7 protein-coding genes are annotated in these 15,193 nt (G+C 37.9%); all 7 read right to left on the bottom strand.

Annotation, left to right across the window (positions count from 1 at the left end; genetic code table 11):
* Window positions 1–92 precede the first annotated feature (92 nt).
* Window positions 93–2,159, bottom strand: a complete 2,067-nt coding sequence (locus CJF12_RS04345) for a polysaccharide lyase family 8 super-sandwich domain-containing protein (protein WP_051887309.1) — start codon at window positions 2,157–2,159, stop codon at window positions 93–95.
* Window positions 2,156–3,283 (bottom strand): DUF4861 family protein, encoded by a 1,128-nt coding sequence (locus CJF12_RS04340; protein WP_034685390.1) that lies wholly within the window; start codon window positions 3,281–3,283, stop codon window positions 2,156–2,158. Before CJF12_RS04340 ends, CJF12_RS04345 begins: the two co-directional genes overlap by 4 nt.
* A gap of 16 nt (window positions 3,284–3,299) precedes the next feature.
* Window positions 3,300–4,412, bottom strand: a complete 1,113-nt coding sequence (locus tag CJF12_RS04335; protein ID WP_394337000.1) for a glycoside hydrolase family 88 protein — start codon at window positions 4,410–4,412, stop codon at window positions 3,300–3,302.
* 92 nt (window positions 4,413–4,504) lie between these two features.
* Entirely contained in the window at window positions 4,505–6,223 is a 1,719-nt protein-coding gene (locus CJF12_RS04330) for a RagB/SusD family nutrient uptake outer membrane protein (RefSeq protein WP_034685428.1), read from the bottom strand.
* A gap of 16 nt (window positions 6,224–6,239) precedes the next feature.
* Entirely contained in the window at window positions 6,240–9,206 is a 2,967-nt protein-coding gene (locus CJF12_RS04325; RefSeq protein ID WP_034685393.1) for a SusC/RagA family TonB-linked outer membrane protein, read from the bottom strand.
* Between the two features lie 10 nt (window positions 9,207–9,216).
* A complete protein-coding gene (locus CJF12_RS04320; RefSeq protein ID WP_084675652.1) occupies window positions 9,217–12,171 on the bottom strand; it encodes a M60 family metallopeptidase in 2,955 nt (984 codons plus the stop codon).
* 469 nt (window positions 12,172–12,640) lie between these two features.
* Window positions 12,641–15,187, bottom strand: a complete 2,547-nt coding sequence (locus CJF12_RS04315; protein WP_034685394.1) for a glycoside hydrolase family 95 protein — start codon at window positions 15,185–15,187, stop codon at window positions 12,641–12,643.
* Window positions 15,188–15,193 lie beyond the last annotated feature (6 nt).

Here is a 15,193-nt window from a genome sequence, read left to right as displayed (position 1 = left end):
TTATTAGGATTATTAAGAGATTTCTCCTATCGTCGAAATGACAAACATTCGTTAAACTCACGATTTAAAAAATCAGCGATTTTACCTAATCATTATAAAATATTTACGATCGCATTATTTATTCTTTCCGTTTTTTTATCAGGGTTAGAGATATAAATTTTCCGGGAGCTTTTTTTGTTGATATTTTCTATGATCAGATTACAACCTTTATCTACTATGATTGTCTGATCTCTAACTTGAATGCTTCCAGGTTTATAAAAGACCGCTTGCAGAGTTTGCGTAGATTTTTCCAATACTGCTTGTACGGTACTATCATTTTTCAAAATGATAACATCCAGCTGATCTACCATCCTTTGAGCCTTTCTTTGTTTTATTTGTGGATAGATAACATATTCATAGTCCGATTGATTAGGATGTACACCATGGTCAATCCACAATTTAAAGACTTTTTTGCTTTGCATTACCATATCATCCGTTGCCTTACTTCCACAGGCAATACTATTCCATGAGCCCGTTTGTGTTCCACCGGAGAAAAAAACCTTTTGTTTTTTAGGGAAAATATAAGCCGTATTATTGTGATACAGACCGGAACCTTCCATTTGTATTTTCTGATCATTTGATATCACTTTATCCATAGTGTTATGACCTAATTGGTATATGTCTCCTTTTGCCCAGCTTTGTTCGATAGTAGTGACTACATTTTCTTTTGCTTCGGACGAAATTCTTGTCCCCAAGGCTACAATTTTATCCTCGAATAAAAACCATGCTTTTCGTGCATTTGTTTCGAATTGATTTTGCATCTCAAAAACATAATTTCCTATTTTTCCATTGGTTACTCCTCCTGAAAAAGTAGAAGTACCATAGGTGATATAATCAGTGGATGGAATAGGATCTTTTTGAGGAGCAGTAGTCCCTGGAATTTTTGCCCAATCCCATACCGGATAGATGTTGTAATATTCATTTCCTTTCATCAAGAGGGTAGTAGAGCCAATAGAGCGGTATCCGCCTTTATTATTCTCCCCATTTCCCATATTTCCATAAGTCCCACAATAGTCCGTCTCTGCCTGTGCGGTATTGATGGAAGAAGCTTTTACAGAAAACAAAAAATTCTTGTTTTGTACAGATGCAAAATCTGTACGCCAGTAGTTGGAAAATACCTGCTCCATCTTGTAACCGGGGCCCTTTGTCTCTGAGATTCGCTTCAACGCATTTTCATATGTTTTCTTATACCTGGGATCCATCGTTTTCATTTTTTCAAGATAAGGAATCAACCCTCTGGCATCGGTAAAATTTCTCCGGCTTATTTGCCGACCGAAGGTATTATGATTAATGTAGCGTCCACGAATCTGGGCCAGCATCCCTCTTCTGACAAATTCGGATAAGATATGGAGTTGTCTTCCCTTCATCTGAAAGGCTGTTCCCCGTGTGATATCTCCTATGATAACCTGTCCCTTGAAGTATTCTGAGCCATATCCGAAGATATGTAGCATAATATCATGCTGGGCAAAGGAAAAATCAGGCTGTATTCCTTCCTTGTTTGTGGTTACATTGATGCTGTATATTCCTTCTATACCTTTGGAGGTGAGTTCAGAGTCCTGTCGCAGGATTCCCCTATAAAAAAGATTTATATCAAAATCTGCCTTATTAACACCGGTAGTCCCATTAAACCGATTGATATTCATTTTTTCAATAAGATTTTTCTGGAGAACAGGATCGAGCTTTTGAATTCCTGCATGCTGTATCAGAATCAAAATCAAGCCCAATGTTCTTGGTGTTCCAATTTCATTATGCCACCAATTGGTACTGCGATACTGATGCTCATTCCAGTATGACAAAGCGCTCTCAATTGCTTTAAAAACAACCGGATCCCCTTTGAATATACTCCAAGGTGCAGTATAAGCTGTTGTCAACGTTTTTACTCTTTGGAGATGCTGTATCGGAGGCCATGGACTCCGGGCTTTGCTCATATAATCTATATCCTTCCAATATCCATTCTGAAGTGACTCACTTAAATTTTTGGTATTAATAATCAGTTCACTTCTGTTGCTAATCTGTTCCCACTGCTCTTCAGCAATGCGCTGACCTATAATTTCAAAATCATTAGCGCGGCATAAAATACTTAACAAAAAAAGCATAATAACAGTCATTCTTTTTCTCATCGCTTCTGATTTAAAGAAATTATATTAATGATAATAGGATTCTGAAGTGACTGTCCATAGGATTTCAGGTAGCTATTCCAATCTTCTGCTGACTGTATTTCCTGCGCCTTATCCCAGGCTGCTCCGGCAAAGTAGGTTATTTTATGCTTATTTTCTGCTTGCACCTGATTCCCCAAATGCTGGAATCGATCGATAAAATTATTGCTGCTGCTTTCAAAAAGCACTGCAGTACCTATGCTTCCATTTTTTTTATCCGCTTCTGGCCAATAAGAAACATAATGATCAGTAATAGTCTTCGTTCCTTTACCATTCCAATGAACCAAGCCAACAAAAACGGGTAATTTCACGGATTTGTCAAGTAAGTATTCAAGCTGCACCTTGTTGAGCTGGGATCCTGCATCAAGGCTAACGGTCTTTACTAAACCCATACTTTGGTTATTGATTTTTTTTGGAGGGTAAAAAAGTTGAAAGCTTGTTCTCAAAGGACCTTTGTCTAAAACTCTATATTGAGTATAATTGCCTAAGTAAGTCAAAGAATCATTGATTACCGGTAAAGAGTCTCCAGCCCCAAGAGAATGTCCTACCTTAAAGAAATCCAGTCCTTCTCCATGATCGGTATGATAATCTGCATTTTTATACCATCGGGCAACGACAAGAGCGGACGTTCTTTTAGCCCAAACATCCATACCGTAGCCATTTTCATCGGGCTTTTTTTCCAATGCTTTTCCGTAAACTCTAAAAGCAACCTTATCATTTTCCCATGCAAAATCGTCATACCGCTCCGGAATCTGTTGTGCTGAAACCCTGGAAGGAATAGGGCCAGGAGTTAATTTTGAGAAATATATTTTTTTAATTTCTTTAGGTGTAAAATCAGCGATGAGCAATAAATGCTGAGGTTTTTTGTTTCCTTGGTAGACCCATTGATAAGGTAGTTCGTTCCCTGCAATATCTTTGATGACAAAAGTTGTACTTTCCTTGAGGTGTTGAAGTTTTTCCAAGGGTATTTCTACAGCCTGATTGAAACGGGAAACAGGCATCGTGTTGACAAGCTCAATCCCAAGCAGGGTTTGTGCAGAGTATAAAACACCAATCAGCAGGCTGCATAAATTCATTATTGTACTCATCGTCTTTCACTTTAGGCTAAAGATACCAATCTTTATAACGTTTTAAGGCTTCTAAAAAGTAATAATCGGCATAAATAAGAGGAACATCAATTTCAGAATTTAATGGAAGTGCTCCGGTACTATGCTTGAGTATAAACCCTCCGTTTTCGCCTATTGCCGCTTTATATTGAGGACCAGATAAAGAAATAATCATCTGTTTTGCTGCATCAAGATATCTTGCTTTTTCAGAGCCTTTTGTATATTGTCCAAGTTCCAATAGGGCAGAGGCTATTAATGCTCCCGCTGAGGCGTCTCTTGGCACATTCGGTATTTTCGGATCATTAAAGTCCCAATAAGGAATTTTATCCTCCGGTAAATTAGAGTTGGTCAGTATAAAATTAGCAATATTCTGCGCCTGCGCCAGGTATTTTGGATCTTTGGTAAAGCGATACATCATGGTATAGCCGTATAATCCCCAACCTTGTCCTCTTGCCCATGCCGATTCATCAGAATATCCCTGATGCGTCTGCTTTTTGATCACCTCACCCGTATTAAGATTATAGTCTACGACGTGATAGGAACTGTAATCTGGCCGAAAATGATTTTTTAATGTTGTATTGGAGTGGGTGATAGCTATTTGTTTGTATTTGGAATCACCTCCATTTTGGCTTACCCAGTTCAAAAGTTCAAGATTCATCATATTATCAATAATCACCGGCCCATTAAACTTTTTACTGCTATTCCATGATTGAATTACTTGTGCTCCCGGTTTGTATCTGCTGGACAAAGAAGCAGCAGACTGAAAAATAATGTTTTTGTATTTTTCATTTCCTGTGATTCGGTATGCATTTCCAAAACTACAAAACATCATAAAACCCAAATCGTGATTCCCGGTATAGGTCTGGTTAGGTTCTATAATATCGAGAACCCTTTCAGCTTCTTTTTTGATCACCGGATCTTTGGTCTGCTCATAAATATACCACAGAGAACCCGGATAAAAACCGGTACACCACCAGGTACGTTCATAACTAATAATTTTGTTATTAACGGCGTCATAGGTTTGGGGAACTTTATCCGCAGGAAGTGTTTTCATGAGGAGTTTATACTGCTCATCAGCATTTTTAAAGTTATCTTCTATCAGGGTCTTCATTTCTGATTTTTGGGCAGGAATAAAAGCGTATAATCCCAAAAAAAAGATGAATAGCATTTTGTATTGAATGTTTGTGTTCATAGACAAAGGTATTACCAACCGGGGTTTTGTGTAATTTTTGGATTTATTGCAATTTGTGTCGTTGGCAATGGCCATAGGTAATCTTTTAGCGGATTGAAGACTCTATTACTTGCATTCTGAATCAGAATATAATTATTAGCATCAACCGGAGTTGTAGGATCCCAGCCTCCACTAATCATTTCTGGAAACAGGTAGCTTCCAAGAACCGATTTAGGCAATTCCGTTTCAGCCGTTTTCCATCTGATCAGGTCCCAGTATCTTAATCCTTCAAAAGCTAATTCTACCCGACGTTCTCTTCTGATTTCTTCTCTCATATTTAATCCATTACTTATAACAAATGAATTTGTTAATTTAGGCATAGATTTGTAGTTAGGAACTGCTGTTGTACCAATATTTACTTGTGGCAATCGCTCTCTTAATAAATTTATCGTTCTATCAAGATCTGTATCTGTGATAGCACCATCTAATTCATAGACTGCTTCTGCATACGTCAATAATACTTCGGCATAGCGAATAATCGCTCTGTCGATAAAAGATCTCTGATCCCTATGTGCTATGGCATTAGCATATTTTCTAACCGTGTATCCGCTTCTGGCAAATGTCGGACTAGGTATTGTAAAAGGATTATTGAACTGAAATTCATCTCCTCTTTTCAGAAATGAGAAAGACATTCTCGGATCCCTTTTTTCAAAATATTCTGCATATTTCATTGTTGAATTTGGAGCTATAAATAATGGAGATTTATCTATTGGCAGACCATCTGCCATTAAATATGATACGGCCAAAGATTGTGTGGGTCCTGCATTTCCTTCAAAAGTCCTTTGAATTGTAGTGGAAGTAACATTATTATTAATATCATTACCATAGATTCTAACCAATATATTTTCCCTATTTGCTCTTCCATCTCCTGCCTCCTGAAACAGATTATAGTATGCATCATTCTGGGTTTCACCGTTAGCTCCAATCTTTGGTGTACTTAATAATGCATGCGAACCAGAACTCATTACAGCAGCAGACGTTTCTTTTGCAATAGCCAGATGCCTTGTAGCATTTCCATAAGAATGAAATTTACATCTTGTTCCCTCAAACAGTGCTATTCTTGCTTTCAGTGCCTGTGCTGCAGTCTTGGAGACTCTTCCATAATTTGTATTACCAAGTTGATTTATTGTTTTCAGTTTTGTAATAGCATTATCCAGATCGCTGTACATTTGCTCTAAAATTTCGTCTCTTGTCGCTCTTGGTTTGTATAAATCAGGATCGTCAATACCCATTGTTCTAAGAATTAAAGGTACGCCTCCAAACCTTATAAACATCTGATAATAGGCTAATGCTCTGAAAAAATAAGCTTCTCCCACATAACTATCAATCTCTGCAGCATTTCCTCCTTTTGCAATGACTCCGGGAGCTTTTTCTAAAAGATTATTGGTTGCAAAAATCAGATTATAATCATAGTCACCGGATTGGGCCGGAGTCACCCGTGAACCATCACTAATTACATCCGGAGTTTCTCTTCTCGCCAGATTATCTCCCCAGGCATCTTCTAGACTCTGGCTGACACTAAGATCCGGCAAGCTTCTATAAAAATAGTTAGCGCCAAGTTTAACATCTTCTTCATTATTCCAAAAATTTTCATCAACAAGCCCACTTTCTGGTAGCCTGTCGACATTACATGAGCTAGACAGCATAAAAACTGCTAAACATCCTATTATTACTCTATGGTTAAATTTCATTTTAGTTCTTTTTTTGTTAAAAATCAACATTTACCCCAAGTGCTACTGATGACGAGAAAGGGTAGTTAATACCATTATAAGGTTGTTCCGGATCTATAACACCTTTGAATACTCCTAATTTTGAAACGGTTAATAAATCCTCTCCTGTGACATAAATTCTCAGTCTGCTAATAGGCATTCCCTTGAGAGCACTTTGCGGTAAGGAATATCCCACCTGAACATTCTTTAGTCTTGCATACGCAGCATTCACTACCCATTTATCTGATGGAACGTTATTCTGTCTTCCATTGACCATAGGTCTTGGAAATGCTGCATTAGGGTTATCCGGTCTCCAGTAGTCCATATGGATAGATAATGGTTGATACCAAGGTTGTTGCTGAGGAAAAATAAGCTCGGAACTAGGCATAATATTACGTTTACCTACACCCTGTACAAAAAAGCTAAAGTCAATATTTTTCCAACTCATAAACATATTAAGCCCAAATAAATACCTTGGGTTGGTATTCCCTAAGTTTACCAGATCACCTCGATCCCCCAATCTTCCCCCTCCAACATCAATCTTTCCATCCCCATTCTGGTCTATATAAAGAATATCCCCAATCCCTGGCATAGTTCCAGGTATCCTCGGTGCATTGGCAAGCTGCTCTGCATTCTGTATATAACCATTTGTTTTATACCCCCAAATAGTATTCAGAGAATATCCTTCAATAAGATCAAAAATCCCTCTATCTCTAACAACTTGATTCAGTCCTTGTTTGACAACATCTCTTCCGCCATCATAACGGATGACTCTATTATCACTATCAGACACATTAGCTGTTACACTGTATTTGAAGTCTTGTCCAATTTTTCCTTTATATTGTAAAGATGCTTCCCATCCCCATACTTTTAACTCTCCAGCATTTACAATGGGCGTAGAAATACCAACAGTAGCAGGCAAATTGATACCCACCAACATATTTCTATTAAACTTATTATAATAATCAAAGGTCCCGCTCAATTTATTATTGAATAAACTAAAATCTACCCCTATATTTCTGGTCTCTATAGTTTCCCAAGCCAGATTTGGTGAAGGAATTCCGGATTGATACACAAATGTTGTCCTGTCTATCCCCACAATAATGTTATTTCCTGAGCTCAAATTTCTCATAAAGTCATAATAACCAATTCCTGCCTGACTTCCTACTTTAGCCCATGTCACTCTCGGCTTCAATTCGGTAATAAACCCTAAGCTACCCTCAAACCAACCTTCTTTTTGCATATTCCAGGCAAAAGAGAACGATGGAAATACTTTTATTCTTTTTCCCGGTGCCAGCCTGGAGCTTTCATCACTTCTTACGGTTGCTTCAAAAATATATTTTTCATTAAAATTATAGTTAAATCTTCCAAAAAATGCCTGTAGAGCTAATTCATCTATATATTGGCTATTCGTTTTATTTCTTTGATCTCCGGTAAAATTTAGCGAAGGATTCTCGTTTACATATAGATTAGAGGTTCTGGCAGTTAACCAATCGCGTCTGGTATTCTCATATTGAAAACCTCCCAACACGTGGAAATTATGCTTATTGAGTTTCAGCGTATAATCTGCAAGGAATTGAAAATTCTCAGTTAACTGGAGACGTCTTTCTACTTGATAAGAATTTGGACTATTCTGTCTTCCTATAACAGCTGGCCCTTTATCGTAAAAATTGACCGTTCTTCTAAAATTAGTTTCGTTGAAATCAAGATTTTCACGCCCATAGATTGCCTTAAACTCCAATCCTTTTGCCAGATTTTTTAATGTAATGGTTCCTATATTGGATAATGTATTCACCGTACGTCTGTTGAACCCTCCGTCTTTTAGCAGAGCGTAACCAAAAATAGAGGAGGTTCCGGCAATATAATATCTGCCATCCTCTGTATAAACCGGAAATCTTTGTCTGGCTGTATAGAGTTGTCGAAATATACCATTCCCGCCAGCTTCCAGACCATAACCTCCGTCAACAGCTCTTCTATGATATTCGCTCGCATAGGAGGACCTTAAATCTATCGAAATATAATCATTAACCTGTGCATTTAGATTTAATCTATAATTCCATCGGGTAAAATCATCTTCTCCTACCTTGAAAATACCATCCTGCTGCAAATTGCCTATTGAAGCCATATACGTAATCTTCTCAGAACCTCCACTAAAATCAATATTATTCTGGTACATATTATAGGTCTTTCTAAGTACCATATCCGGAATACTTTTCTGGTTATAAGTGATGTACCTGTTTGGGTTGCTTGGATCCGTCACATATTCGATACCTCTTCGTATATAATCCAAATCTATCTCAGAATATTCGGGTTGTAATCCGGAATTAGCCCTTGCCAAATTCGCATATTCTGCTTCTTGTAGCAGTGAGACTCTTTTAGGTAGGTTCATAGGACGTTGTATAGCCATCGAGGAGCTATAAGAAATTTTCATTTTTCCTTTTCTACCCGTTTTAGTCGTTACAATAAGCACTCCTCCTGCAGCTCTTGATCCATAAATAGCAGCAGCTCCACCATCTCTTAATACACTTATACCTGCTATATCATTGGGGTTTAAGGCTGTAAAGGCTTCTTGAGAAGCTACGACACCATCAATGACATATAGAGGCGGCGTTGCTCCGTTTACTGTAGTTGCTCCTCTCACTTCCACATTGATACTTTCACTTCCAGGTCTACCAGAACTTCTTGTAACCGATAAACCTGGGGAAGCTCCCTGAATAGCACGTGCTACATTAGTAACGGGTCTATCTTCCAAAACTTCCGGACCGATTGTGGAAACGGCTCCTGTAACATTGATTTTCTTTTGCTTTCCGTACCCTACCATAACAACCTCGTCTATGTCCTTGGATTTTAATGTATCTTTTTTCTTTTCTGGCAGTTTCTGTCCCATCATGGAACCTCCGATACTTAGCATAAGAAAGAAAAATACGCCCTTCTTATAATATAAATAATCCGATGTCGATTTCATGGCCTATGATTTAATGCTTAATAAACTTTGAAATGATGATATTAGCTTCTGATTGTATGTAAATAAAATATGGGCCTTTAAGTAAGCTATTGATATCAATCGCCGTCGTACGACTTCTCTGATCGATTTCTGAAGATCTTACAAGTTTACCCCATACATTATATATTTTTATAGTGCCCTTTTGTACAGCAGGAAGCTTTATATTGACCACTTCTTTGGCAGGGTTAGGGTATACTTCTATTTTATGATGGTGAGAAGATTCATTTCCGTCTTCTGTTGCTTTCAGAGTCCCTTCAGGTTGAATTTCAAAATAGTTGAGTGTCATTTCTTTATTTTCCAGACCAGAGAAAGCCAGTTTAATATTTTGTAAGCCTTCGTCAAGCCATACTTTATTGCTTATTTGATCTGCATATTTTGCTGGTTGACCCTTTTTGGCAGGATGTATCGGAGCTAATGTTTTTTTGTACGAAATATTTTGCGTTGGAATACTAAAGTCGATGGTACCTCCGGCTGGAGCTACAACACGATATCCGATGTCATAATACCCTGCAGTTTTGATATGGACAAAATATCTTAAATATTCTCCATTAGTAATTGATTTTACAGAAAAACCATTATCAGCATCGGTACTGTCATCAATATCTACATCCTCATCCGTTCTGTATTTATTATATTGATTGCCCGGAGTTGAATCGTAATAAGCCATATTCTGACCTCCTTTGTTAAAGTTTTCTGCTTCGATTTTTCCGGGGATAGAAGAAGGAACCTCATTAAAAGTTGCTTCTATAGCATGCAGAGTAGGTCTCACACAACGAATAGAAGCATGGTGTCTTGAATTTCTGTTTGTATTGCCCCATGTATTGGTTTCCGCTGTAGTGAAGTTATGATTCCAAGTTGATGATTGGTCTATAAAACTAGCTTTCATACCCACTTGATCACCACCATCATAGGATTGTTGATCATTATTATACACCCCTGCAGGAAGAGCATTGAACCCTACGGTATTGGCATTGACCTTATGATTCGCCATGGGGCCTTTTGCCCAAAGCCCGTCAGCTATATTATCCCGGTCTTCTCCACATTTCATAATAGGAGCAAGTTGGTCATCAGTAGTATAATATTCTTGCTTAATGCTCGTGAATAAGTCCCTCCAGTCTTGGGTATTGGCAACACTCCATCCACTAGGACACCAATTAGCAGAAGCAACGCGGGCATTGGTAGGATAATACCTTCCATATACTGCTCCTTGTGGATCTTCAGGAGTCGCGATACCTACGGTATTATTGGTTGCTGAATTGCTTCCATCATATCCGTTCCAGTTTAGATTTTCCATAAACCAATCCGTATTTCCATAACGTTTATAGGCATATTTTTTACCATCCCTTAGGTCTGTAATCTCTCCGTTTTTGCTTTCGTAGTTACAGTATTTCAGTTTCGATGCGAGCTGATCTGCCGGTTGAGTGTCGGGTAGAGCAGGAGAAGAATTTTTAATTCCTATTAAAGGTAGGGGATAGCTCATTCCAGGATCTGGTGAAGAGTAGGGGGTTACCAGATAAAGGTTGTCATTATAAGGAGGTTTAGGAAGCTGCTTTTGAGCAACAAGCTGGTCTACTTTCTCCTGATAATAAGGCGTGAGAAAAAGTCCCCATTTGTAATACAGATCCCGAAGATCATATCCGGAAATCTCCATGACTTTGTATAAAAAGTAGAACTTCCTTTCATCATTACTACTGCCATCTTTTTCTTCTTCTCTCGTTATTCTGTGTAATAGTTTAGTGAGCTCATCTCCAAAAATATATTGCAGTTGTGCTAAAAATATTAAACGGCTTTCATTAACATTCTGATAAACATTTCCGATTTCGCTTCCCCAATAATTACGGTTCGCATCTGGCTGAGGAAACCAATTGTTGTGGACTCTATCCCATACAGACTGATCCCATTTTTGCCAATTGGCACCAAAGAGACTTCTCATCACCGCCATAGAATAAAAATTGACGGTAGTTTCTGTATACTCTCCGGGTTTGTAAGCACTCTGTTGATTCTGGTGCCCTAACTCGTGAGAAATTCCCCAAGGATTATTTTCTATATGATATTGAGTCAACAATCTTTGCATAGCCCCATCATTATTACCATTGTAGCCGGATCCGTAATCTGTGGCAAACATATAGCCAGTGGTAGCTTCCACCATCAAGTTTCTATGATTGATATTCATAGGCTTATGGAGCGGATTAGGATCGTTTGCACTGACTCCGCTTATATCTCTCTGTGCATCGAATATTTTCTCTATCCCTTTCAGCCATTCATCTATATTGTGAGGTCTATTGTTATAATTGGTAAAAGAGTATTTTTCTGCACTGGCTTTATTCACAACCACAATTGCATTTTTATTGGCAAATATCACCTCTGTATAAGCATAGTTGGCTACTTGTTGCTTAAACTCATCGGTGGTAGTACTTCCTAAAATATAATACGGATGTCTTACATGTTCGCTTCCGGTTTGTGCAAAAGTAATTCTGGCTTTTCCTGTAGCATTGTCATTATTGGCAATATACCTGAGGTAAATAATTCCACCGGAATGTTGGTTAGAAGAAATGATATTTTCTCCTGATTGTAAAGCTATTTCTTTTACATTCGAGCCATTTTTGACTCTCGTTCCGATAACCACAGTCGGCATACGGTTATCCAAAGCCGGAGTCAGAATTTCAACATTGAGCTTTAGTGTTTTTCCTGCCGGAAGATAAAAACCTGTAACAATATGATCAAATTTTTTCTGTACCTGTCTCAGCCTTTTTATTTCCGTCTCTGTACTCGGAACCTGTTGCAGTTCAATTATATTACTATAAACAGCCGGATTTGTTATGCTTGGGTTATCGATACTATTTGTCGAATTATTTGCGGCAAATAAAACATGATCTCCAGCTAGTAAAAACAACAACGAAATTGTAAAAAATACATTTTTTTTCATGATACATTGGTTTATTACTTCTTAAAAGAAGTGTTAATTATCAATAATACAAATTATTGTATCCGTTATTATTTTATAGAGTAATTCCCACTACCTGTATTGTTATCCCAGAATACAAAATCATGCATAATAAATTCAATACCAGTATGTTATTAATAATAATTGAAAAATATTTTCACGAAAACGTTATAGTATTCATGATCAGATACTTTAACCCGTATTTACTATTATTACAGAATTATTAATGAAATATTAACAGTGTATCAAATATCATTTTTCGAAAATAAAATAAAGGAGAATAACCTTTTTAAACCCAAATAGTTTACATAAAAAGGCTTCTACTCAGCCTAATTATCGAGTAGGTATTAATTTATTGACAACTTTGTGGGGTTCCCAGCGCTTTATGCTGGTTTAAATAAAGCTTTGTAAAGTAAGGATCAACTTTATTATGAATCTCTCAATACAGTACTTACAAAACTATAATCTGATAGGTTTTTCCTTTCTCTGTTTTGAAATCCAATATATACCCGGGCTCTATATCAAGTTTCTGTAATGCAGATTTTGGATGGTTCTGATAAGGTGGAGTCCAGTCTTTCTGTAATAATACCTTTCCCTTTTCATAGGTGCCTTCACCTGTTTTTACCTCGACCACTTTAACCCGCTGCAAAGTTCTGAGCCTGCAAGTTTCTCCTGCTTCTGATTTTATGAAGGCAGAGCTTAGCTTTCCTTCTTTCCAGGCAATATCTAATATAAAATTTCCTCTGGCTTTGATACCATTAATATGACCTTCTTTCCAGGCTTGCGGCAATGCCGGTAATAAACTGATCATGTCATCATGACTTTGTAATAACATTTCTGTAATTCCTGCAGTTGCGCCGAAATTACCATCAATCTGAAATGGGGGATGAGCATCAAAGAGATTGGGATAAGTTCCACCACGTCCTTGTGTTTTAGATAATGTAGGATCAACATAGGTGAAGGCATCTTCCAGTATTTTATAAGCATGGTTGCCATCTTGTAATCTTGCCCACCAATTGATTTTCCATGCCATAGACCATCCTGTACTCACATCTCCTCTGTAAATGAGGCTTTGTTTTGCAGCACTCGCCAGTTCGGGAGTTTTAAAAACAGAGATTTGATTTCCCGGGAATAAGCTGAACAAGTGAGAAATATGACGGTGCTTATCCTTTGGATCATCCCAATCCCGGTACCATTCCTGAAGTTGTCCGTACTGACCTATCTGAAAAGGATATAGTTTCTCCCGTGCTGTGATTAACTCTCCTCTAAATGCCAGGTCTGTTTTAAGAATTTCTGCACTTTGAATTAAAGCAGTAAAGAGTTCCCTTAGAATAGACATGTCCATGGTTGAAGCCATAGATAAAGCGTATTCTTTTCCGTCGATCTTAATCAGATTTTCAGGAGAAGTCGAAGGGTTGGTTACCAGATATCCACTTTTTCTATCTTTCACCAGCCACTGTAGCATAAAGATAGCAGCACCTTTCATTAAAGGGTAGGCCGTATCTTTTAAAAATTGTTGATCGCGATTAAACTGATAATGTTCAAATAAATGCAGACTTAGCCATGCACCACCCATTTGCCAAGAAAAGGCAGCAGGGTAGTATGTCTTATCAGTATCATAATTTCCTGCAGGGGAAGTCTTGGCCCAAAGATCGGAGTTGTGATGGGCTACCCAGCCTTTATCTATATTATAATTCACTTTTGCTGTCCTGGCGCCATTCACTGATAGCTCTTTTATAAAATCTAATAAAGGAAGATGACATTCAGAGAGGTTGGTGTTCTCAGCTGGCCAATAGTTCATTTCTGTGTTAATATTAATGGTGTAATTACTTCCCCATGGTGGTTGTATATGGTCATTCCAGATCCCTTGAAGGTTAGATGGTCTTGACCCTGGACGAGAGGAAGCAATCATCAGATATCTGCCAAACTGATAGTATAGCACCTGTAATCCCTGATCATTTTTATCTTTTGCATATTGTTTCAAACGCTTGTCTGTTGTTTGTTTTTCTGCAGCAGGATTCGACGAAAGATTAAACTTCACCCGATTAAATAGCTCCTGATAATCATTGATGTGTTGTGTTTTTAGTTTTTCAAAACTTTGAGAAAAGACCTGATTCATATAGTCTTGAGACTCTATAGCCGGATCCTTTCCCTCTAATCCCGGAGATTTATCAAATCCATTGAAACTTGTCGCTTCGGTTAAATAGATGGTAACAGCATTGGCATTTTTAACCGTAAGCTGATTTTCGCTTTCAGTAAGGGAGCCGCCTTCATTTTTAATTTTAAGGCAAATTTGAAACGTCATTCCTTCTTTTTCATCATATATGATTTGCTCAGGTTCATAACTCCTGTTGGCTACAAACTTTGGAGCTTTTCCTTTCAGGGTCAGTTCGTTTGTACCGGAGACTTTCGTTTGAAAACGAAGTTTACTCAACAGACCTGCAGTAAAGCTAATCGAGCCCGGCTTGTCTGCTGTAATTCTCATTATTAATGCTTTCCCGGGGAAGCTGGTCAATATTTCTCTTTTATAGCTGATCCCGTTTAAACTATATCTTACAGTAGAAATAGCATTTTGAAGATTTAGCTCCCTTTGATAATGCTCAGGAATGGTATCTAAATGGTTAAATTTAAGAAACAGCTCTCCAAGAGAAAGATATCTGGCCGAATAGGGGCCTTGCATCTTCTTCCATAGCATAGCTGCCCGATCATATTGTTCTTCATCAATTGCTGTTCTTACCTGAGGAAGTATTTTGGGACCATCCGGGTTATTTCCATCAGAAGGAAAACCCGACCATAGGGTATTATCGTTTAAAGCAATACGTTCTCTGCCTACACGACCATATACCATTGCCCCGGTTTTACCATTTCCTAAAGGGAGAGCCTCCTCCCATACTGTAGCAGGTCGATCATACCATAATCTCAGAGGGTCATTACTTTGAGCATATGCATTACCACAAATGGAGAGAACTCCTAAAATTAAACATCGGATCAATTTCATTTTACA

It is taken from the genome of Chryseobacterium piperi (assembly GCF_002285635.2).
Taxonomy (GTDB): Bacteria; Bacteroidota; Bacteroidia; order Flavobacteriales; family Weeksellaceae; genus Chryseobacterium; species Chryseobacterium piperi.
This window is presented reverse-complemented; position numbering and strand designations above follow the sequence as displayed.

Coding starts and splice junctions, on each gene's coding strand:
- CJF12_RS04345 (WP_051887309.1), bottom strand. CDS start 2,159: ATGAGAAAAAGAATGACTGTTATTATGCTTTTTTTGTTAAGTATTTTA.
- CJF12_RS04340 (WP_034685390.1), bottom strand. CDS start 3,283: ATGAGTACAATAATGAATTTATGCAGCCTGCTGATTGGTGTTTTATAC.
- CJF12_RS04335 (WP_394337000.1), bottom strand. CDS start 4,412: ATGAAGACCCTGATAGAAGATAACTTTAAAAATGCTGATGAGCAGTAT.
- CJF12_RS04330 (WP_034685428.1), bottom strand. CDS start 6,223: ATGAAATTTAACCATAGAGTAATAATAGGATGTTTAGCAGTTTTTATG.
- CJF12_RS04325 (WP_034685393.1), bottom strand. CDS start 9,206: ATGAAATCGACATCGGATTATTTATATTATAAGAAGGGCGTATTTTTC.
- CJF12_RS04320 (WP_084675652.1), bottom strand. CDS start 12,171: ATGAAAAAAAATGTATTTTTTACAATTTCGTTGTTGTTTTTACTAGCT.
- CJF12_RS04315 (WP_034685394.1), bottom strand. CDS start 15,187: ATGAAATTGATCCGATGTTTAATTTTAGGAGTTCTCTCCATTTGTGGT.